General features: G+C 69.8%; 16 protein-coding genes. 7 read left to right on the top strand and 9 right to left on the bottom strand.

What is annotated here, in order from left to right:
- Nucleotides 1-94: 94 nt before the first annotated feature.
- The 3 genes from ACG2DA_RS06865 to ACG2DA_RS06855 all read left to right on the top strand — a co-directional run bounded on the left by ACG2DA_RS06865 (nt 95) and on the right by ACG2DA_RS06855 (nt 3,293).
- Nucleotides 95-1,312: a hypothetical protein gene (locus ACG2DA_RS06865; RefSeq protein ID WP_395254754.1), complete on the top strand. Its 1,218-nt coding sequence runs from the start codon at nt 95-97 to the stop codon at nt 1,310-1,312.
- 80 nt (nt 1,313-1,392) lie between these two features.
- Nucleotides 1,393-1,806, top strand: coding sequence for a ComEA family DNA-binding protein (locus tag ACG2DA_RS06860; protein WP_395254753.1), 414 nt, complete (start codon nt 1,393-1,395; stop codon nt 1,804-1,806).
- A gap of 107 nt (nt 1,807-1,913) precedes the next feature.
- Nucleotides 1,914-3,293: a tetratricopeptide repeat protein gene (locus tag ACG2DA_RS06855; protein ID WP_395254752.1), complete on the top strand. Its 1,380-nt coding sequence runs from the start codon at nt 1,914-1,916 to the stop codon at nt 3,291-3,293.
- Nucleotides 3,294-3,362: 69 nt separating this feature from the next.
- Here the strand turns inward: ACG2DA_RS06855 and ACG2DA_RS06850 are convergent, their stop codons facing one another.
- From ACG2DA_RS06850 to ACG2DA_RS06825, 6 genes are all read right to left on the bottom strand, one after another.
- Nucleotides 3,363-4,547, bottom strand: coding sequence for an acetylxylan esterase (locus tag ACG2DA_RS06850; protein ID WP_395254751.1), 1,185 nt, complete (start codon nt 4,545-4,547; stop codon nt 3,363-3,365).
- A gap of 41 nt (nt 4,548-4,588) precedes the next feature.
- Complete coding sequence (locus ACG2DA_RS06845) at nt 4,589-5,893, bottom strand: acetylxylan esterase (protein WP_395254750.1); 1,305 nt, start codon at nt 5,891-5,893, stop codon at nt 4,589-4,591.
- Nucleotides 5,894-5,928: 35 nt separating this feature from the next.
- Entirely contained in the window at nt 5,929-6,195 is a 267-nt protein-coding gene (locus ACG2DA_RS06840; protein WP_395254749.1) for a hypothetical protein, read from the bottom strand.
- A gap of 67 nt (nt 6,196-6,262) precedes the next feature.
- Complete coding sequence (locus tag ACG2DA_RS06835; protein ID WP_395254748.1) at nt 6,263-7,438, bottom strand: acetylxylan esterase; 1,176 nt, start codon at nt 7,436-7,438, stop codon at nt 6,263-6,265.
- A gap of 35 nt (nt 7,439-7,473) precedes the next feature.
- Nucleotides 7,474-9,219, bottom strand: a complete 1,746-nt coding sequence (gene ggt / locus ACG2DA_RS06830; protein ID WP_395254747.1) for a gamma-glutamyltransferase — start codon at nt 9,217-9,219, stop codon at nt 7,474-7,476.
- A 335-nt stretch (nt 9,220-9,554) separates the two neighbouring features.
- Entirely contained in the window at nt 9,555-11,204 is a 1,650-nt protein-coding gene (locus tag ACG2DA_RS06825; RefSeq protein ID WP_395254746.1) for a sulfatase, read from the bottom strand.
- Between the two features lie 120 nt (nt 11,205-11,324).
- On the opposite strand from ACG2DA_RS06825, the gene ACG2DA_RS06820 reads away from it, so the two are divergent.
- From ACG2DA_RS06820 to typA, 3 genes are all read left to right on the top strand, one after another.
- Nucleotides 11,325-11,930: a HEAT repeat domain-containing protein gene (locus ACG2DA_RS06820; RefSeq protein ID WP_395254745.1), complete on the top strand. Its 606-nt coding sequence runs from the start codon at nt 11,325-11,327 to the stop codon at nt 11,928-11,930.
- A complete protein-coding gene (locus ACG2DA_RS06815; protein ID WP_395254744.1) occupies nt 11,927-13,552 on the top strand; it encodes a sulfatase-like hydrolase/transferase in 1,626 nt (541 codons plus the stop codon). The genes ACG2DA_RS06820 and ACG2DA_RS06815 overlap by 4 nt, the downstream gene beginning before the upstream one ends.
- Before the next feature lie 151 nt (nt 13,553-13,703).
- Nucleotides 13,704-15,560, top strand: coding sequence for a translational GTPase TypA (gene typA / locus ACG2DA_RS06810; RefSeq protein ID WP_395254743.1), 1,857 nt, complete (start codon nt 13,704-13,706; stop codon nt 15,558-15,560).
- Nucleotides 15,561-15,741: 181 nt separating this feature from the next.
- Here typA and ACG2DA_RS06805 read toward each other — a convergent pair whose 3' ends face one another.
- The 3 genes from ACG2DA_RS06805 to thrS form a co-directional block, all read right to left on the bottom strand.
- Nucleotides 15,742-16,650, bottom strand: a complete 909-nt coding sequence (locus ACG2DA_RS06805) for a TatD family hydrolase (protein ID WP_395254742.1) — start codon at nt 16,648-16,650, stop codon at nt 15,742-15,744.
- A 20-nt stretch (nt 16,651-16,670) separates the two neighbouring features.
- Nucleotides 16,671-17,306: an EboA domain-containing protein gene (locus ACG2DA_RS06800; RefSeq protein WP_395254741.1), complete on the bottom strand. Its 636-nt coding sequence runs from the start codon at nt 17,304-17,306 to the stop codon at nt 16,671-16,673.
- A 145-nt stretch (nt 17,307-17,451) separates the two neighbouring features.
- The gene (thrS, locus tag ACG2DA_RS06795) at nt 17,452-19,776 is read right to left on the bottom strand and encodes a threonine--tRNA ligase (RefSeq protein ID WP_395254740.1); all 2,325 of its coding nucleotides are present in this window, start codon (nt 19,774-19,776) and stop codon (nt 17,452-17,454) included.
- Nucleotides 19,777-19,988: 212 nt separating this feature from the next.
- Between thrS and ACG2DA_RS06790 the strand changes: the two genes are divergently transcribed.
- Nucleotides 19,989-20,294 (top strand): 50S ribosomal protein L28, encoded by a 306-nt coding sequence (locus ACG2DA_RS06790; RefSeq protein ID WP_395254739.1) that lies wholly within the window; start codon nt 19,989-19,991, stop codon nt 20,292-20,294.
- Nucleotides 20,295-20,342 lie beyond the last annotated feature (48 nt).

Here is a 20,342-nt window from a genome sequence, read left to right as displayed (position 1 = left end):
GGGGGCGATCGCTTTGGGCGCGGGGAACGGGGCTGGCGTCGGGACGGGGATGCGTCCTATGACCCGGCGCCCCCCCGCGAAGGACCCGCGCCCGATGCCCCCCGCGACCCGCCCGCCCGCCCCGCCGTTCTCTGCCGGACGGTTCACCGCCGGTCGTTCCGTCGTCGTGCGGTCGGCGTTGGGCGTCGCCTGCGTCGCGGTCTGCTCCGCCGCGCTGCCCGCGCAGGAGGACCGGCCGGCCCCGCAGGCGATGCGGGTCGAGGCTCTCTCCCCGGCGCTCGAGGCCACCCTGCAGGCCTGGTACGACGCGACGAAGGACATCCAGAAGCTGGAGGGGCGCCACACACAGGTCCTCTCCGACGACGCTTTCCGCTCCGAAACGCACAGCGTCGGCCAGTTCTTCTACGAGGCCCCGGACAAGGGCCGGATCGACCTCGATCCCCGCCCGGAAAGCCAGATGGTGCCGCGGGCTCGCCCCGGGCAGGCGCCCTTCGAGGTGAACGCCGGCCCCGTCAAGAAGTGGGTCTGCGACGGCACGAAGCTGATGCAGATCGACGAGGCGAAAAAAGAGGTCGTCGTCACGGCGCTGCCGCCGGAGCACCGCGGCAAGAACATCATGAACGGCCCGCTGCCGTTCCTGCTCGGCATGCCGCCGGAGGACGTCAAGCGGCGGTTCCGCGTCAGCTTCCCCGGGCCGAAGTTCGAGCCGCCGGCGGACAACGTGCGGGGCTGGCTGGCCGACCCGAGCAGTACGGTGATGCTCGTGGTTCTGCCGTTGCAGGCCCAGGACGCTCAGAACTGGAGCAGGGCCTACGTCGAACTGTCCAAGCCGGACTTCCTCCCGGTCCGCGTGAAGCTGTTCGCCCCCAGCGGCGACAGCGACACCGTCTACGAGTTCAGCAACCTGAAAACGAACGACGAGGGCGGCCTGCTCGGCAAGATTTTCGGCCAGGGGGACCCGTTCAAGCCGAACCTGCGGGGATACAAGTCGATCGTGCAGAACGTCGCCGGCGGGCCCGCCCCGGCCGGCGGGAACGTGCCGAAGCAGGGCCCGGGCGTCGCCCCCACGCCGATGCCGCAGGTCGTGCCGGCCGTCGTCGGCCTGCCCCACGCCGCCGCGGAGAAGGTGCTGACCGCCCGCAATTACGTGGTGAAGAAATACGCCGGCGATCCGACCGAGACCCGGGCCCTTGTCGGCAAGGTGCAGGTTCAGCAATACGAGCCCGGCAAGGAGGTCCCCGCGGGCCAGACCGTCGGCCTGAAGATCTGGGTCGCCGCCCCGGCGATCCGCCAGGCCGCCGCCGCCGAATGAGGTTCTCCCCGGGGAACGGCCGGTCAGTGCCGATCTGAACAGCGGCGCCGGTTCTGCGGGCGACCTAACGTGCTCCGGCCATGCCGGTCGCACCGCCCGCCGCCGCTTCGCCCCCGAACCGCGACCGCCCCGCCTTCGCCCCGACCCGGGCGGAGGGCGGGGCGGTCGCCGTTTTGGCCGCCGCGATGCTGGTTGCCGCGGGGTTCGCCGCCCGGCCGGGCGACGACCCCACGCCGCACGCCGCCGCGGCCTGTCGGTTGGACGTGAACGACGCCGCCCCGGCGGAGTGGGCCCTGCTGCGGGGCGTCGGCCCGGTGCTGGCGGAGCGCATCGTGCGGGACCGCGTCGATCGCGGCCCGTACCGGGCGCCGCCGGACCTGCTGGCGGTGAAGGGCGTCGGCCCGAAGACGTTCGCCCGGCTGGAGCCGCACCTCCGCTTCCCGACGTCGACCGCCCCCCGGCCGCCCGCCGGACCGGCGCTCGCTGCCCGCTGAGGACGCGTCGCGGGGAAATCCGCGGCGCCGGCTGTCTTGGTCCGGCCGCGAGCCGGGTGGTACGATTCGTGGCCGCCCGTCCTGTTGTTTAGAAATCGTGCCGCACCATGGCGTCCGACCGTGACAAAGAGATCGCCAAGAAGAGTTGGCAGCACGGCAACGGCGCGCTGTCGAAGCAGAACTTCGACCTGGCGATCCAGATGTACTACCAGGCGGCCCAGAAGGACCCCGGCAACCTGCTGTACCGCCAGAGCCTCCGCGGGGCGGAGCGGAAGAAATACGGCGACAACGGCACCGGCGCCTCGATGAAGGGCGTCAAGCTGATGGGCGTGAAGGGCCGCATCAAGAAAGCCCGCAGCAAAAGCGACTGGGCCGCCCTCGATGGCGCCGCCGAGGAGGGGCTCAAAATCGACCCCTGGGACACGGAGATGAACCTCGCCGTCGCCGACGCGGCCGAGGCTCGGGAGCACTACGAGGTCGCTAAGTTCGCCGTCGACGCCGCCCTCGCGCGCAATAAGGAGGACGTCAAGCTGCTCACCCGGTACGCGAACCTTCTGGAGGAACTGGAGGAGTTCGAACCGGCCCTCGTGCTGTGGGGGCAGATCAAGAAGCTCACGCCGGACGATCCGAACATCGACCGGAAGATGACGCAGCTGCACACCAGCAAGATGATCAACAAGACCCAGGCCGACGAGGGCGAGGGCACCCGGGCGATGCAGCAGGCGGCGACCGCCTACGACGAAGCCAGCGGTCTGGGCGGCGGGGCCGACGGCCCGGGGCAGGATCCGATCGCCGACCTCCAGCGCCAGATCCGCAAGCAGCCGGACGACCCCAATCCCCGCGTCCGGCTGGCCGACCTGCTGTTCAAGAAGGGCAAGCTGAAGGAGGCCGCCGCCACGATGAAGGAGGCCGCGGAACTCTCCGGCGACCTCTCCATCAAGGAGCGCTACGAGGACATGATGCTGGCCGATCTGCGGGCCGAGGTGGACGCCTCCAAGCAGAAGGCCCGCAAGCTCAAGGACGAGAAGCGGATGGAGCGGGCCAAGAAGTACGAGGCCCAGCTGACCGAAAAAGAGATCGACATCCTCACCCGCCGGGCGGAGAACCACCCGAAGAACATGCGGGTGAAGTACGACCTCGGCACCCGCCTGCTGGCCCGCCGGGAGGTCGCCAAGGCGATCCCGATGCTCCAACAGGCCACCACCGACAACCGCCTCGAGAGCGACGCCCGCGTGAGTCTCGGCGAGGCGTTCCTGCTGGACGGCAAGCGCCCGCTGGCCAAGCGGCAGTTCCTGAACGCGCTGGAGACGATCGACGTCCACGAGCAGGCGGACCTGTTCTGCAAGTGCCATTACGCCCTCGGCCGCCTCGCCGAGGAGGCGAAGGAGATCCGCGAGGCGGAGAAGCACTACAGCGAGGTGCTGGGCGTCGACTACGGCTACCGCGACGCCAACGACCGCCTCACGAAGCTCGCCGACCAAGGGTGAGGCGAGCGGGGGCGTCAGCGCCCTGCGGGCAAACGTCGACGCCCGCCCCCGGAGGCCGGGAGGGGAGCGTCAGTCCGCCGCGTTCTTCCACTGTTCCGTGGCGAACTGCAGGTAACGCTCCCAGTCGTACTTCTTCAGGCTGTGCCCGCCCGGCCGGAGGTGGTAGCCGCGGCGGCCCTTCGTGACCACTCCGCCGGGCTCCGGCATGTCCTCCGGCGCCAGACGCGGGTCGCCGCACAGGGCGAAGGCCGGGTTCGCCTCGACCAAACTGAGGAACTCGCCCCGCGGGTCGGCCCAGCCGTCCTCCGAGGCGCTGCCGGCGTAGACCGCCCGGGGAGCCATCGCGGCGGCCAGCATGTGCTGATCGACCGGCAGGGCGTCCTCGTTGTTGTCGTAGGTCCTGAACCGCGGGCAGAACCAGTGGGGGAAGCTGTCGTTGATCTTGGCGACCGTCTCCCCGAAGCGGCGCCGCGACAGGGCGGCCCCGCCGCAGCCGCTGTTGTTGGAGATCACCACCGAGAACCGCGGGTCGCGGGCCCCGGCCCACCACGCCGCCTTGCCGGCTCGGCTGTGCCCGAGGATCGCGACCCGCTCGGCGTCCAAGTCTTCGGCCTGCTCGCAGTAATCAAGGAAGCGACTGGCGCCCCAGCCCCACGCGGCCAGCGCCCCGCAGCCGTCGGCCGGCCGCTCGCCGAGCGTCTCCCGGTCCAGCCCGTAGGCTTTCAGCAGCTTCGAGTCGAACCGCTCCTTGTCGTCCGGGGCGACGTCGTCCACGTAGACCACGGCGACGGCACAGCCCGCCGCGGCGATCGGCCCCCACGGGCAGTAGTCCCGCTCCGGTTCGTCTTTCGAGATCGGCGGACGGCTCCGCGGCGTGTAGCGGATCAGCGTGAACACCGGCGCCGGCTTCTCCGCCGAGGCCCCCGCCGGCAGCACGACGGTTACCCCTTGGGAGAACGGCCCGGAGGGCGTCTCGTAGGCGATCGTCACGTCCCGCCACTCGACCTCCGGCCAGCCCTCCCACTGCACCGTTTCGGAACTCGTCTCGAACGCGATCGACTCCGGTGCCGGCGGCGTCACGCCGTAGACGTGCTGCTCGAAGAGTTTGACGATCTCCGCCCGCCGCTGCGGCCAGTCCTCCGGCGCGTCCGCCTCGGCCAGCACGGGGGGCAGGGTGTAATCGGGAACCTTCGCCTCGTCGTAGTTGAACTCCTGTGGAGCGGCGACGGCGGCGAGCAGCAGGGCGGCGAGCATGACGGCAGAGGGGCAGGGATAGGGGCGAGGAACGGTCGGACTCAATCGGGCTCGGGAGCGTCGGCCGCGCCCCAGATGTCCGCGGCGAAGGGGAGGAACCGCGCCCAGTCCTCGCGTTTGAGGTCGTGCCGGCCGGGCCGGAGGTGGTAGCCGCGGCGACCGCGGACGACGGCGCCGCCGACCGGGGGGAAATCCTGCGGCGTCAGAGCGGGGTCCCCGAACAATGCAAACGCCGGGTTCGCCTCGACGAGGCTCAGGAACTCGCCGTAGGGGTCGGCGTTGAGGTCGGCGGCGGCGCTGGCGGCGTAGACGGCTCGCGGGGCGATCGCGGCGGCGAGCAGGTGTTGATCGACCGGCATCCGGCCCTCCTCGAAGGTCCCCTTCGGCCCGCCGTAGCCGGCGTAGCGGGGGCAGAACCAGTGCGGCCGGACCTCCGTGAGCAGGCCCACCGTCTCCCCGTACTGCCGCCGCGACAGCGCCGCCCCGCCGCACCCGCTCTCATTGCTGATCACGACCGAGAACCGCGGGTCCCGCGCCCCCGCCCACCAGGCGGTCTTCCCGCCCCGGCTGTGGCCGATCACCGCGACCTTCGTCGCGTCCAACTCAGCCGTTTGCTCCGCGTAGTCGACGATCCGGCTGGCCCCCCAGGCCCAGGCCGCAATGTTGCCGGGGGCGTCGTCGGCCCGCCCTTCGCCCACTCCCTCGGGCCGACCGTAAGCCGCCAGCAGCTTCGTTTGGAAGGTCTCCCGGTCGTCCGGGGCCAGTTCCCCCGCGGGCAGCACGGCGGCGGCGAACCCCGCCTCGACGATCGCTTTCCAGGGCAAGAAGTCGGTGTCCTCCCAGGGGAACGAGGTGGTCCGCCCGTCCTCGCCGCCCAGTTTGTTCATCCGCGCCGGGTGGGCGATGAGGACGAACAGCGGAACCGGAGAGCCCGGCGTCGCCTCCCGCGGCAACACGACCGTGAACGGGAATGAGAACGGTCCCGTCGGCGTCTCGCAGGTGAGCGAGACGGTCCGCCATTCCTCGGACGTCCGCTCCCCAGTATCAGTGTCCTCCGACACCGAGCCCCGACTCTCGATGCCGATTTCCTCCGGCGCCGGCGGGGCGACGCCGTAGACGTGCTGCTCGAAGAGTTTGACGATCTCCGTCCGGCGTTCCGGCCAGTCCTCCGGCGCGTCCGCTTCGTCCAGCACGGGCGGCAGCGTGTACTCGGGCAGTTCCTCCTCCCGGTAGTAGTACCGGGGCGTCGCGGCGGACATCGTCTCCACGAGGGCCGGGTCGGGGAACGGCTCGGCGGCGTCCGCGGGCGGGGCCCCGGCGGCGAGGAGGAGCAGCGCGGCGATCATCGGACGCTTTCGGAGAAGGCGGAGCGGGAGGGGCGTCAGCTCCCGGTCGCGGGGGCCGCGTCGAGCCCCGCGGCCCGGTAGAGCCGTTCCACGTCGGCCCGAGTCGCGGTGATTGCCCGGGCGAAGCCGGTCGGGGTGCGGACGTATTCCAATGAGGCGGCGGCGTTTGGAGCCGCGTGCAGCCGGTCGGCCAGCCAACGGCGATCCTCCGGCGACAGGGCGCCGCATTCCTCGTCGAACCGGGTGCGGAGTTCCATCACCAGCGTTTCCAGCCGGGGGTCGTATTTCTTCAGGGACGCCATGCGGGCAGCATAGCGGCGCCGACAGCGTCCCGGACCCTCCGAGGGGCCGGGACGCTTCGCAACCGCCTCAGCGTTCCTCTTCTGCCCACACCCCGCCGGCGAACGCGAGGAACCGCTCCCAGTCCTGCCGCGTCAGGTTGTGCCCGCCCGGCCGGCGGTGGTAGCCGCGGCGGCCTCGAATAATTTGGGAGCCGGCGGCCGGGAACTCGTCCGCGCTCAGCGGTTCGTCGCCGAACAGCGTGAAGGCGGGGTTCGCCTCCACCAGGCTGAGGAATTCGCCCCGCGGGTCGGCCCAAGCGTCCTCGGAGGCGCTGGCGGCGTAGACCGCCCTCGGGGCGATCGCGGCGGCGAGCTGGTGCTGATCGACCGGCAGGGCCTCCTCGTTGCCGTTGTAGTCGCGGAACTTCGGACAGAACCAGTGGGGGAAGCTGTCGTTGATGCGGGCGACGGTCTCCCCGTACTGGCGGCGGGAGAGGGCCGCTCCGCCGCACCCGCTGTTGTTGGAATAGCTGATCGAGAATCGCGGATCGCGGGCCGCGGCCCACCAGGCCGCTTTCCCGCCGCGGCTGTGGCCGGCGACGGCGGCGCGGGACGCGTCCAGGTCCGCCGCTTCCTCCGCGTAGTCGATCACCCGGCTGGCGCCCCAGCCCCAGGCGGCCAAGGCCCCGCAGCCGTCGGCGGGGCGGTCGCCGTCGTTCGACGCCCGATCGACGCCGTAGGCTTTCAGCAGTTTCGTGTCGAAGGTCTGCTGGTCGTCCGGGGCCAGCTCCGCGGCCGGGACGGCCGCCACGGCGAACCCGGCGGCGGTCAGCATCTCCGTCGGGAAGAATTCCTCGTCGGACCAATCCGCACCGAGTTGCTTCTCCCGGGCCGGGTGCACGATGAGCACGATCACCGGCGCCGGGTTCTCCTTCGTCGTGCCGTTCGGCACGGCGATGTGGAAGGGGAAGGAAAAGGTCCGGCCGTCGCCGAGGTCGCAGTCCGCCCGCACCCCCCGCCACCAGGCGTTCCCGGGGCCCCTCTCCTCCGTTTCCTCGAACGTCACCTTCTCCGGCGCCGGCGGGGCGACGCCGTAGACGTGCTGCTCGAACAGCCGCACGATCTCCGCCCGGCGGGCCGGCCAGTCCTCCGGCGAGTCGGCCCCGGCCAGCACGGGGGGGAGCTCGTAGTCGGGGACTTTCTTCTCGTCGTAGTTAAACCCCTGCGGGGCGGCGAGCAGAGCGATCATCAGGGGGGTGAGCATGCGAACCCTTCAGTCAAAGCGATTAGGAAACGAAATTAGTATCCGAGGGCGACGCCGTCCTTCCGGGGCTCCGTCGCGCCGTGCAGCACGCCGTTCTCGCCGGCGGACCAGTCGATGAGGACGGCCTGGTAGCCGCCGCCGTTGCGACCGCGAACGACCCGATGGCCCCGCGTGCGCAGATCGCGGACGACCTCGTCGGGGATCGTCGGCTCCGCCACCAGCGTGCCGCCGTCCGCGTCCATCGGGCGGCCGGTCGGCGTTTGGGAGCCGACGTGTTCGATCCGGGCCGCGTCGCCGGCCGCCTGAAGGTTCAGCCCGAAATCCAGCAGGTTCACGAGGATCTGCACGTGCCCCTGCGGTTGCATGTCCCCGCCCATCACGCCGAAGCAGAGCCACGGCCGTTCGCCGTCCTCGCCGTCCGGTTCGGTCACCATCGCGGGGATGATCGTGTGGAACGGCCGCTTGCCGGGTTCCAAGGCGTTCGGGTGGTCCGGGTCGAGGCTGAACAGGTTGCCGCGGTTCTGCAGGGCGAACCCCACGTCGCCCGGCACGACCTTGCTGCCGAACCCGTAGTAGTTGCTCTGGATGAGCGAACAGCAGTTTCGTTCCTCGTCCACGACCGTCAGGTAGATCGTGTCCGCCCTGCCGAGCTTCGGATCCCCGTGCGGCACGTCCGTGGCCGCGGCGTGCCCGTCGATGAGGGGCTGACGTGCCGCCGCGTACTCTTTCGAGATCAACGCGTCGACGGGGACGTCGCTGAACGCCGGGTCCGCGTAGAACCTCGCGCGGTCCGCGAAGGCCAGTTTCTTGGCTTCGGCGAACAGGTGCCACCAGCCGGCGCCGCGGCCCATCGCCCGCAAATCGTGCGGCTCGAGCAGGTTCAGCATCTGCAATGCGGCGATCCCCTGACCGTTCGGCGGGAGTTCGTAGACCCGCTTGCCGCGGTACGTCGTCGAGGCCGGCTCGACCCATTCTCCACGGTGATCGGCGAAGTCGTCCGCGGAGAGGAAGCCGTCATTCGCCTCGCTGAATCGGACAATCTCCGCGGCGATCGGACCGCGATAGAACCCGTCCGCGCCCTGTTCCGCGATCACGCGGAGGGAGGCCGCCAGAGCCGGGTTCCGCCAGACCTCCCCCTCGGCCGGGGCGTCACCGTCGTCGGTGAGCAATGCGTTCGCGGAGGTGGGGAACCGGGAGAGCGCCGGCTCGCTCGCCTTCCAGTAGGCGGCGATCACCTCCGTGACGGGAAATCCCCGTTCCGCCAGGTCCGCGGCCGGGGCGATCAACTCGCTCCATTCGGCCCGACCGAACTTCGCGTGCAGCATCGCCCAGCCGTCGACGCAGCCGGGCACGCTCCAGGGGAGCGGCCCCGTCAGCGGGATCTCCGTCAGCTCGCGTTCCTCGAACACCCCCCGATTGAGGGCCGCCGGGGAACTGCCCGAAGCGTTCAGGCCGTGCAGCGTTCGCGATTTCTGGTCCCAGTAGAGCACGAACAGGTCGCCGCCGACGCCGCAACTCATCGGTTCGACGACGCCGTTGACCGCGTTCGCTGCGATCGCCGCGTCCGCGGCGTTGCCGCCGTTCCGCAGCACGTCGAGAGCCGTCAGCGTGACGAGCGGATGGGAACTCGCGGCCATTCCGCCCGTCGCCAGCGCCACGCTGGCGGATTGGTGCGGGTTTGCCGTGGGGCGGGCGTACTCCTGCCCTTGGGCGGACGCCGCCCCGACAACGCCACAGAAAAGGAGCGGCAGCAAGGCGAGGCGGTGACGCGCGACGGGCATGGCTTCTCTCTCGCAGGTCTCGTCGATGGGCGGGCGAGGCGGGCGCGCTCGTCGGGAGGGGGCCACCGTAGCGTGAAGGCTTACGGCCCGCCGTGCGAGCGCGTGCGGCTCGCGGCGAAGCGGCTCGAAACGGACGCGTTCAGTTCTCCAGTCCGGCGAGGCCGGGCCGGTCGCGGCCCCTTCGGGGCGACGCGGACGTCATTTGGTCGCTCCTGCCCCCGTCTCGGATCGTCCGCCTACGTCGGGGACCTTCCCCCCGCCGTAGCGAAACCGCGGCAGGGCGGCGGTGAGTACGGCGGCAGGCCGGGGGAAAAGGAAGAAGGTAGGACGCGGCGTCAGGGGGCGGTCGGCTCAGCGGCTTCGACGCCGCGGCTCCAGGCGGGGACGGTTTCGGCGGCCGGTTCGCTCGGCACGTCGAAGCGGCCGGGGAACTCGCCCGGCGGCGGGCCGTCCGGGCGGCGCCAGGGGAACGCCACGCCGCGATCCGGCTTCAGCGGGAGCGTCTCGCCGCCGGTTTCCGCCAGCATATCGAACAGCTCCGCCCGCAATCGAGCGACCGTCTCCTGCCGGGCCGGATCGGCAATGAGGTTCACGGTCTCGTGCGGGTCGGCGGCCAGGTCGAACAGCTCGTCCGTGTCCCAGACGCCGTGATAGCGGACGTACTTCCAGCGGTCCCCGATCACCGCATGGGTGGTCGGCGTGTGCGGGTAGTTCCACTCCCACAGGTATTCGTAGAGCACCGCGTCCCGCCACTCCGCCGCCTCGCCCCGCAGCAGGGGGAGGAAGGAGCGGCCGTCGCAGGGCGTGCCCGCCGGCCACGGCACGCCGCAGGCGTCCAGCAGGGTGGGGGCGAGGTCGATGTTGGCGACCGTCTGCTCCACCGTCGACCCGGCCGGGATCGCCGCGGGCCAGCGGACGATCAGCGGGATGCGGACGCTCGCGGCGTAGGCGGTCCGCTTGTCGATCAGGCCCTGCTCGCCAAATTGGAAGCCGTTGTCGCCGAGGTAGACGACGATCGTGTTCTCCGCCTGCCCGCTCTCCTCCAGCCAGTCGGTCAACCGACCGGTCGTCTCGTCGAGGGCGAGGATCGCCTCGCAGTAGCGGCGGTGGTAGGCGGCGAGGTCGAAGGCGTTCTCGCCGGCGGCGTCCCCGTCGGACTGGAACAGGTTGTAGGCGAAACCGACGCCGTGGCGGCTGTTCCGCTGGTCCCGCAGCCAGCGGGGGCGATCGCCGGTGGGGGCGTCGGTCGGGACGAAGCTCGGCGGCGGAGACCAGGGGGCGTCGGCATAGGTCCCGCGGTGCCGGTCCGCGGGGACGAAATCGCTGTGCACGGCCTTGTGCGAGACGTACATCAGCCACGGCCTCTTCCTGTTCTTCCCGCCCCGCTCCTCCAGCCAATCGAGGGCGAGGTCGGTCAGTTCGTCCGTGATGTAGCCCCGTTGGGGCACCCGCTCGCCGTTGACGTTCAGCGTGCCGTCGCTGTTCTGGGGCACCTTGCGGCTCGTCCCGCGGCCGTCGGGGTAGTACGTGCCCTGCCCGCGGAAGCTGACCCAGTGGTCGAAGCCCGGCTGGGCGGCGTCCGTGTCGCCCATGTGCCACTTGCCGACGAACGCCGTCTCGTAGCCCGCGTCTTGCAGGTGTTTCGGGAACCAGACGAGGCCGTCGCGGGGCTGGTTGTAGTTGTCCGTGACGCCGTGGTTGTGGGCGTAGAGGCCGGTGAGAATCGAGGCCCGGCTGGGGCTGCACAGGCTCGTGGTGACGACGGCGTTCGCACAGTGGGCCCCGCCGGCGGCGAGAGCGTCCAGGTGCGGGGTCTTCAGGAACGGGTGCCCGAGGAAGCCGAGGGCGTCGAAGCGGTGATCGTCCGCCAAGATCACCAGCACGTTCGGCCGCCCGTCGGCGGGGACGGCGGCGGCTCCCGCGGCCGTCCCCGAGGGGGAAATGGGGGCTCCCCCGAGCAGCAGGGCGGCAAGCAGCGCGGGCATCGGAACAATCGGATGGGGCAAGCGGGAGAAGCGAGGATACCCGGGGTCCCCGTTTGCCCGCACCCGTGCCCGGCGGCATCATCAGCGCTCTCACCAGCCCCGTTCGGGACGCAATTCGTCATGTTCGCCTCGTTGCCGCTTGCCGCGGCGCTGTTGCTCCCCGGCCCGCCGCCGGCGGAGGGGTTCGCCGTCGGCGACCCGCCGACGGTGGCCGGTCGCACCGCGGAGACCTGGGCCGAGGAGCTGTCCCACGAGAACCGCATCGTGCGGAATCGGGCGGTTCTCTCCCTGCGGGCGTTCGGGGCGGCCGGGGCGCCGCACCTCGCCGAGGCGTTGAGCAGCGACGACGAAGCTGTCCGGTTCTGGGCCGCGGAGGGGCTCGGGATGTTTCCCTCCGCCCCCGCCGCGCAGGACGCCCTGCCGGCTCTCCGCACATTGATGCAGGAGGGCGCCGTCGCCGAGCGCCTCGCCGCGGCCTTCGCCGTGGCCCGGCTGGGCGACCCGGGGCCGGCGGTGCCCGTGCTGAGCGAAGGCCTGAAGCACCCCAGCCGCGGGGTGGCGGTGACGTCCGCCGATTTCCTCGCCCGCCTCGGTCCGACGGCCGAAGCGGCCGCCGACGCCCTGCGGGAGGCTGCGCGGAACCATGACGACTACCACGTGCAATACCGCTCCGAGCAGGCCCTCGCCGCCGTGACCGGGCAGGACTCGACGCAGGAGAAGAAATGACTCGGTCGCTTTCGTGGGTCGCCCTCATGCTGCTCGCCGCGGTCCCGGCCGCGGCCGGGGAGGGCGCCGCCCATCCGAACATTCTGTGGATCAGCGCCGAGGACATCGGCCCGGACCTCGGCTGCTATGGCGACGAGTACGCCACCACGCCGACGCTGGACGCCTTCGCCGCCGAGGGGGCGACGTTCACCCGCTGCTTCGCCAACGCCGGCGTCTGCGCCGTGGCTCGGAGCTGCATCATCACTGGGATGTACCCGGTCGCGATGGGCTCCCAGCACATGCGCAGCGACGTGGTGCCCCCGCCGGAGGTGAAGTGCTTCCCGGAGTACCTGCGGGCCGCCGGCTACTACACCACGAACCGCTCCAAGACGGACTACAACTTCCCGGCCCCGCCGAGCGCCTGGGACGAGAACGGGGAGGACCACAACGACTGGGCCGGCCGGGCGAAGGGGCAACCGTTCTTCTCCGTGATCAACTTCACGATCAGCCACGAGAGCAAGGTCCGCGACGCCAAGCTGCGGGCGCAGATGGACGAGTTGCTCGGCAAGGACCGCCACGACCCGGCGACCGTCCCGCTGCCGCCCTACATCCCGGACACCCCCGAGGCCCGGGCCGACCGGGCGCAGTACTACGACGTGCTGACGTTGCTCGATCGGGAGGTGAAGAAGGTGCTGGACCGGCTCGAGGCCGACGGGCTGGCCGACGACACGATCGTGGTGTTCTGGGGCGACCACGGGGTGGGCCTGCCGCGGGGCAAGCGCTGGATCTACGACAGCGGCCTGCGGGTGCCGCTGTTGATCCGCTGGCCCGGCGCGATCCGGCCCGGCACGCGCAACGACGAGCTGGTCAGCTTCGTCGATTTCGCCCCCAGCACCCTGGCGATGGCCGGGGTCGGCGTGCCGAAGCACATGCAGGGTCGGGCGCTGGCCGGTCCCCACCGGGACGAGCCGCGGGACTACGTGTTCGCCCACCGCGACCGGATGGACGAGACCTACGACCTGATCCGGGCCGTCCGCGACAAGCGGTACAAGTACATCCGCAACTACATGCCGGAGCGCAGCCGCGGGCAGAACCTTGTCTACATGGACATGGGCGGCACGATGCAGGCCATGCGGCGGTTGCACGCCGCCGGCAAGCTGAAGGGGGCCCAGAAGCAGTACTTCGAACCCACCAAGCCGGTCGAGGAGCTGTACGACACGAAGACCGACCCGCACGAGATCCGCAACGTCGCCGCCGACCCGGCCCACGCGGAGATCCTGCAGCGGATGCGGGAGGAGCTGGAGGCCTGGCAGGTGGAGGTCGGCGACCTCGGCATGCTGCCGGAGCCGGTCGTCATCGAGGAGATGCGGCCGGACGGGGAGCGGGCGCAGACGGAGGCGCCCACCGTCCGCTTCGAGCCGGTCGAGGGGGACGACATGCGGTTGCGGGTCGCGATCGATTGCGACACCCCCGGCGCCTCGATCCTGTACGGACTGGGCGACGAGGAGCCGACGGCCCGCCTCTACACCCAGCCGTTCACGGTGAAACGGGACGCCGGTCTTGTCGTGCACGCGATGGCCTGCCGGTTGGGTTACCGGAACAGCAAGACGACCGCCGTCGCGGTGGAGGACCCCGAGGACTGACGGCTCCCGGCCCTTCCCGCGACCGCGGCGCGGTCGTACACTCCCGCTTCGCCGAGCCCGCGGCTGTCGCCGCGGGCTCTTTGTCTAGGTGCACCCTGCTAGGGCCGCCGGGGAACGCTCCCTTCGGTCGCGGCTAACCCTCCGAGTGATCGTGTCTGATTCTTCCACCGCCCGCCCCGTTTCGGCCGAGAGACGGCAGGACGTCCGCAACGTGGCGATTATCGCCCACGTCGACCACGGCAAAACGACGCTGGTCGACGCGCTGCTCCGCCAGAGCGGCGAGTTCCGCGAGGGCACGCTCGGCTCCGACCTCGTGCTCGACAGCAACGACCTGGAGCGGGAACGCGGCATCACGATCCTCTCGAAGAACATCTCGCTGCCCTACAAGGGCGTGCGGGTGAACATCATCGACACCCCCGGCCACGCGGACTTCGGCGGCGAGGTGGAGCGCGTCCTGCGGATGGCCGACGGGGCCCTGATCCTCGTCGACGCCTTCGAGGGCCCCCGGCCGCAGACCCGGTTCGTGGTCGGCAAGGCGCTGGAGGTCGGGCTGAAGCCGATCGTGGTCGTCAACAAGATCGACCGCCCCAACGCCCGGCCGGAGGAGGTGCTCAGCGAGACCTTCGACCTGTTCGAAGAACTCGGCGCCGACGACGAGACGTTGGACTTCAAATACCTCTTCGCCAGCGGCATGGAGGGCTACGCCAGCGACGACCCGGAGGCCCGCAGCGGCACGATCGCCCCGATCCTCGACGCCGTGCTGGAGCACATCCCCGGCCCGGCGATCGACGACGGCCCGCCGACGGTGATGGTCACCAGCCTGACCTACAGCGAATACGTCGGCCGCGTCGCCACCGGCCGCATTCAGTCCGGGACCTTCAAACCGGGGCAGAAGGTCGTGCTCAGCCGGGCCGACGGCTCGCTCACGCTGGCGTCGATCACCGCCGTCGAGCTGTTCGACAAGCTCGGCCGCGTCGAGGTGCCCGAGGCGAAGGCGGGCGACGTGGTCGCGCTCACCGGCCTGCCGGACCCGCAGATCGGCGACACCGTCACCGACCCGGAGAAGCCCAACGTCCTCCCCCGTCTCGCGGTGGACGAGCCGACGCTGAGCATGCTGTTCACGATCAATTCCTCCCCGCTGGCCGGGCAGGACGGCAAGTACGTGACCAGCCGCAACCTCCGCGACCGCCTCCAGCGGGAGTTGCAGTCCAACGTCGCCCTGCGGGTGGAGGAGACCGGCGACAAGGACAGCTTCAGCGTCTCCGGCCGCGGCGTGCTGCACCTCGCCATCCTGATCGAGACGATGCGGCGGGAGGGCTACGAACTCTCCGTCGGGGCCCCGCGCGTCATCGACAAAGAGGTCGACGGCAAGCGGCACGAACCGTACGAGCACCTCGTGATCGACGTCCCCGCCGAGGGCGTGGGCGGGGTGATGACGCTCGTCGGCGACAAGCGGGGCCAGCTGTCGGAGATGTCCGCCGGCGCCGGCGGACTGACCCACTTGGAGTTCCACATCCCCGCCCGCGGCCTGATCGGGTTAAGGACGAAGCTGCTGAACGCCACCCGCGGCGAGGCCGTGATCCACCACCGCTTCGACGGCTACCGCAAGGCCGAGGGCGAGGTCCCCGGCCGCAAGAACGGCGTGCTGGTGTCTCAGATCGCCGGCAAAGCGGTCGGCTACGCCCTGTTCAAGCTGCAGGAGCGGGCCGAAATGTTCGTCTCCCCCGGCGACGCGGTCTACGAGGGGATGATCGTCGGCGAGAACAGCCGCGACAACGACCTGGTGGTCAATCCTATCAAGGAAAAGAAACTCACGAATATCCGCTCCAGCGGGGCGGACGACGCGATCCTGCTGAAGCCGCCGCGTCAGATGACGTTGGAGGCGGCGCTGGAGTACATCGCCCCGGACGAACTGGTCGAGGTGACCCCCAAGGCGATCCGCCTTCGGAAAAAGCACCTCACGGAGAACGCCCGCAAACGCGAGAAGAGCCGCGCCGCGGGCGGGTGAGCGCGGCATGCCTTCCCCCCTCGCCCCCCTTTTGGGGGAGAGGGGCCGGGGGTGAGGGGGCAGCGACGCCCGATCGCTCCAGCACGCTCCGCAGCGCTCTTGTTGCACGGCCGTCGGACGCGGGTGAGGGCGCGTCACCCCCAGTCCCTCTCCCTCACGGGAGAGGGGGGTACGGCGGGGTTTACTCCACCACGTCCGGCTTCTTGGGCTTCTCGATCCGCGGCTCCTGGCCGCCGCGGAGAACGCTGTTGCCCTCGTACAGCGTCCGCTGGTCGATCGGGGCCGGGTTGAGCCAGTCGTCGGCGGCCATCTGGCCGCTCTGGCCGTAGGCGGCGAGGGCGTTTTCGTAGGTCGTCGCCTTGATGGCCTCCTCGCTGATGCCGCGTTCCTTCATCAGCCGGGCCGTCTTGGGGACGGCCAGCGGGTCGCTGACGCCCCAGTCGGCGGCGCTGTCGATGATGATCCGCTCGCTGCCGTACTGCTCCACGACCGCGCACATGCGGGCGCTGCCCATCTTGGTGTGTGGGTAGATCGTGAACGCGGCCCAGTAGCCGCGGTCCAAGACTTCCCGCACCGTCTCCTCGTTGTTGTGGTCAATGACGACCTTCTCCGGCGGGAAGCCGTGGTCCTCCAGCACGTCCATCGTGCGGGACGTGCCCCGCTTTTTGTCGCGGTGGGGAGTGTGGATCATGATGGGGAGGTCGACGTCCTTCGCCATCTCGATCTGTTTGCGGAGGGCGTCCTCCTCCGCGTCGGACTGGTCGTCGAAGCCGATCTCGCCGACGGCGACGACGCCCTCCTTCGCCAGATAGAGCGGCATGAGGTCGAGGACCTCCTCGGCGAGTTCCGGGCGGTTCGCCTCTTTGCTGTTCAGACCGATGCAGCAGTAGTGCCGGACGCCGAACTGGGCGGCCCGGAACCGCTCGAAGCCGACGAGCATCGAGAAGTAGTCCTTGAAGCTCCCGGGGTTCGTCCGCGGCTGGCCGAGCCAGAAGGCCGGCTCGATGACCGCCACCACGCCGGCGGCGGCGATCGCTTCGTAATCGTCCGTCGTGCGGGAGACGCAGTGGACGTGGGGGTCGATGTACATGGCGTGGCGAGCGGGGGGCGTCAGCCCCCTGAGCTTTTGTCGGCGAGGAGGTCGGTCAGGTCCGCCGGGACGTCCCGCCCGGCGGCCCGACGTTCGGCGGCGTAGTCCCGCAACATGAGATGAAGGTCCTGGTTCATCCGCTCCCGCAGGCCGACGATCGGGCCGAGCGAGGAGCCGATGAACAGGGCCTTGAGCACCATCTGGTTCCAGCGGGCGTCGTTGAAGTGGTGCAGCGGGAACGGGTTGTCGTGGGCGATCGCCTCGAACACGCCCTTCACGTTCGTCCGCAGGCCCTCCGCGGCGCGGTCGGCCAGTTCGTGCGGGAAGGGGAGCAGCGGCAGGGCCCGGTAGAGGGCGACCTGCTCCCGCACCTCGGCGGCGTCGGCCAGCTTGTCGAAGGCGACCAGCCAGCGGTGGTCGTCGTCGGTCGGAAAGGCCAGCAGCAGGGCGACGCGGGCGGCCTGATCGACGGACCAGCCGGGAAAGCGCTCGTCGTTCAGCTCCGCCTTGCCCACCTTGCGGGGGGCGAGGCCGAAGCCGAGGTACAGCGCCCGCTCCTCGCCCGCGGCGATCTTTTCCTTTTGCGCGTCGAGCCACGCCGCCGCGTCGGCGGACAGGCGGGGAGCGAGGGCGGCGGTGAGGTCGTCGGCAGTCACATCAGCAGTCTACGAAATGGAGCCGTGACCGTCAGGGAGCGGGCCGCGTAGGGTCCGCTCTGCGGACCGCGTACTGCCGCACGTGGAAACCTGAGCGGTAATCCCGCACGTCACGAGACGGTCCGCGGAGCGGACCCTACGCAACTCAGTAGTCGCCGCCGACGTCGCTCTTCGCCTCGAAGCCTTCGAAGTCCGTCTTCTCCGCGATCTGGCGGATCGTGCGGGCGTCGACTTCTTCTTTTAGCTTGGCGATCGCCTCGTCCAGCGGCATCGCCCCGAGGTCGCCGTCGATGCGGTCCCGCACGGCGACGGCCCCGGCCTCCGCCTCCTGCGGGCCGACGACGAACATGTACGGGATCAGGTCGAGTTGGGCCTCGCGGATCTTCGCCTGCAACTTGGCGTCCTGCAGGTCGGTCGTCGCCCGGAAACCGACGGACTTCAGCTTCTCCGTCACCTCGGTCGCGTAGTCGTTCGACTTCTCCGAGAGCGGCAGCACGCGGACCTGCTCCGGGGCGAGCCACAGCGGGAAGGCCCCGGCGAAGTGCTCGATCAGCACGCCGACGAACCGCTCCATCGAGCCGAACGGCGCCCGGTGGATCATCACCGGGCGGTGCGGCTTGTTGTCCGAACCGATATATTCCAGTTCGAACCGCTCCGGCAGGTTGTAGTCCAGTTGCACGGTGCCGAGCTGCCACTCGCGGCCGATCGCGTCCCGCACCTGGAAGTCCAGCTTCGGGCCGTAGAAGGCGGCCTCGCCGAGGCTTTCCGTGTACTCCATCCCGCTGTCGTCCAGCACCCGGCGGAGCGTGGCCTCGGCGGCGTTCCAGTTCTCGTCGGAGCCGACGTACTTATCGCTGGAGGGGGCGCGCAAGGAGAGTTCGACGCGGTAGTCGTTCAGCCCGACGGCTTCGAGGACGAGTTTGACCAGGTCGACCGTCTGTTCGATCTCGTGCGCGACCTGCTCCGGCGTGCAGAAGATGTGGGCGTCGTCCTGGGTGAGCCCGCGGACGCGGAGCAGACCGTTCAGTTCGCCGCTCTGCTCGTGCCGATAGACGGTGCCGAACTCGGCGAAGCGGATGGGCAGCTGTTTGTAGGACCGCGGCCGCGACTTATACATCATCGCGTGGTGCGGGCAGTTCATGGGCTTGAGGAGGAAGCGTTCTCGCGTTTTCAGCCAGTCCTCCAGCAATTCGAAGCGTTCATCTAACTTCGCATTGGCGAATTTCTTCTTGTCCACCCCGAGATACTGAAGTGCTGCCATCGCAAAAATGGATAGCTTGTCTTGTTCTAAACCCACCTCAGTCAAAGTGTCCTCGTTTGGCTCGGCGACGCCATATTCTTCTTTGTCTTCATCTGAGAGTGCTGCGATGCGTGTAAGGAGGCTCTCTAGCTTCTGACGCCTATACTCAGCGGCTTGCACTTTTAGCGACTGCCTGTGCAGGTGAATTAAGTCCTGCACCATCGGGACTGCTGGATTGTCGTATAGCGGCGGGAACTGGCTTTCCCGATAGAACGGAAAATGCCCGCTGGTCTCGTACAGCTTCACGCTGCCGATGTGCGGGCTGTAGACCGGCTCGTAGCCGCGGCGGATCAGTTCGTCCCGCAGGAACGCCTCCAGCGTGTACCGCAGCGTGGCCCCCTTCGGCAGCCACATCACGAGGCCCTGCCCGACTTCCGGGTTGATGGTAAAGAGGTCCATCCGCTTGCCGATCAGGCGGTGGTCCCGCTTCTTGGCCTCCTCCACCTGCGACAGGTAGGCCTTCAGCGCCTTCTTGTCGAAGAAGGCGGTGCCGTAGAGGCGTTGCAGCGGGCGGCCGGACTGGTCGCCCTTCCAGTGGGCGCCGGCGACGCTCATCAGCTTGAACGCCTTGAGCTTGCCGGTGTCCGGCACGTGCGGGCCGCGGCAGAGATCCACGAACTCCCCCTGCCGATAAAAGCCCAGCGTGGGGTGCTCCGCGAGGCCGGTGTTAATGTGCTCGACCTTCAACTCCTGGTTCATCCCGCCGACCAGCTCGACGGCTTCGTCCCGGGGCAGGTCGAAGCGCTCGAAGGCCAATTTTTCTTTGGCGATCTTCTTCATCTCCGCCTCGATGGCGGGGAAGTCGGACTCGCTGATCGGCTCCTTCAGGTCGAAGTCGTAATAGAACCCGGTCGCCGTGGTCGGGCCGAAGGCGAGGCCGACGCCGTCGTGCAGCCGCATCACGGCCTGGGCCATGATGTGGGCGGCGCTGTGGCGGAGGACGGCGAGGCCCTCCGGATCGCGGTCGGTGACCAGCCGGAGGTCGACCGGGTCGTCGCCGGCGGCGAAGTCGGCCAGCGGCCGGGCGGCGTCGACGAGTTTGCCGTTCACCTCGGCGACGACGACGGCCCGCATCAGGCCTTCGGAGATGCCCCGGGCGACGTCCAGGGCGGAGTCGGCGTCGCCGACGGAGAGGGTTTTGCCGTCGGGCAGGCGGACGGAGACGGACATCGGGGAGACTTCCTGTGCGAGTGTCGCTCGCCGAGACGGGGGGCGAGTCGCCGGAACGATACCCCCGCCTCGCCGTCGCCGGTAGGCGGCGCGCCTCGCTCCCGCAGCGCGCCGTCTGCCGGCGACGGGGAACCCCCGGGGCTTTGCAGAGCGTAATCTCGCCGCTACACTCCCCGCCCCAACTTTCGCGACCCGGTTCTGCGCCCCCGCCCATGTCCACTTTGAAGAAAAACAAGCGGCTCAAGCGGGCCAAGCTCACGAAGCTGTACGGCGACCGGAAGCCGGGCCGCGGCAACGCCAAGGTCGAATCCGGTAAGCCGAAGTACCTCGGCGGTAACGGCCGGAAGACCCGCTCCATCACCCCCCGCCTGTTCAAGCGGAACCTGCAAACCGTGCGGGTGATGGAAGACGGCGCCGTCGTGAAGCGGAAGGTGCCCGTCGCCCTGATCCGCAGCGGCCAGATCGAGAAGGCCGTCGTCCGCAAGGCGTTCTCCATCGACGAACACAACGTCGGGTAACCCCCGCGTTTTTCTGTCCAGAACGGCGTAACGCCGAGGCCCCGCGGG

Source organism: Alienimonas sp. DA493 (genome assembly GCF_043951915.1).
In the GTDB taxonomy this organism is placed as follows: domain Bacteria; phylum Planctomycetota; class Planctomycetia; order Planctomycetales; family Planctomycetaceae; genus Alienimonas.
The sequence above is the reverse complement of the archived record's forward strand: the minus strand, read 5'-3'. Positions and strand labels throughout refer to the sequence as shown.

Excerpts from the sequence above, each read along its gene's own strand:
- ACG2DA_RS06835 (WP_395254748.1), bottom strand. The coding sequence starts at position 7,438 with ATGCTCACCCCCCTGATGATCGCTCTGCTCGCCGCCCCGCAGGGGTTT.
- ACG2DA_RS06815 (WP_395254744.1), top strand. The coding sequence starts at position 11,927 with ATGACTCGGTCGCTTTCGTGGGTCGCCCTCATGCTGCTCGCCGCGGTC.
- ACG2DA_RS06805 (WP_395254742.1), bottom strand. The coding sequence starts at position 16,650 with ATGTACATCGACCCCCACGTCCACTGCGTCTCCCGCACGACGGACGAT.
- ACG2DA_RS06845 (WP_395254750.1), bottom strand. The coding sequence starts at position 5,893 with ATGATCGCCGCGCTGCTCCTCCTCGCCGCCGGGGCCCCGCCCGCGGAC.
- thrS (WP_395254740.1), bottom strand. The coding sequence starts at position 19,776 with ATGTCCGTCTCCGTCCGCCTGCCCGACGGCAAAACCCTCTCCGTCGGC.
- ACG2DA_RS06860 (WP_395254753.1), top strand. The coding sequence starts at position 1,393 with ATGCCGGTCGCACCGCCCGCCGCCGCTTCGCCCCCGAACCGCGACCGC.
- ACG2DA_RS06790 (WP_395254739.1), top strand. The coding sequence starts at position 19,989 with ATGTCCACTTTGAAGAAAAACAAGCGGCTCAAGCGGGCCAAGCTCACG.
- ACG2DA_RS06865 (WP_395254754.1), top strand. The coding sequence starts at position 95 with ATGCCCCCCGCGACCCGCCCGCCCGCCCCGCCGTTCTCTGCCGGACGG.
- ACG2DA_RS06850 (WP_395254751.1), bottom strand. The coding sequence starts at position 4,547 with ATGCTCGCCGCCCTGCTGCTCGCCGCCGTCGCCGCTCCACAGGAGTTC.
- ACG2DA_RS06820 (WP_395254745.1), top strand. The coding sequence starts at position 11,325 with ATGTTCGCCTCGTTGCCGCTTGCCGCGGCGCTGTTGCTCCCCGGCCCG.
- ggt (WP_395254747.1), bottom strand. The coding sequence starts at position 9,219 with ATGCCCGTCGCGCGTCACCGCCTCGCCTTGCTGCCGCTCCTTTTCTGT.
- ACG2DA_RS06840 (WP_395254749.1), bottom strand. The coding sequence starts at position 6,195 with ATGGCGTCCCTGAAGAAATACGACCCCCGGCTGGAAACGCTGGTGATG.
- ACG2DA_RS06825 (WP_395254746.1), bottom strand. The coding sequence starts at position 11,204 with ATGCCCGCGCTGCTTGCCGCCCTGCTGCTCGGGGGAGCCCCCATTTCC.
- ACG2DA_RS06855 (WP_395254752.1), top strand. The coding sequence starts at position 1,914 with ATGGCGTCCGACCGTGACAAAGAGATCGCCAAGAAGAGTTGGCAGCAC.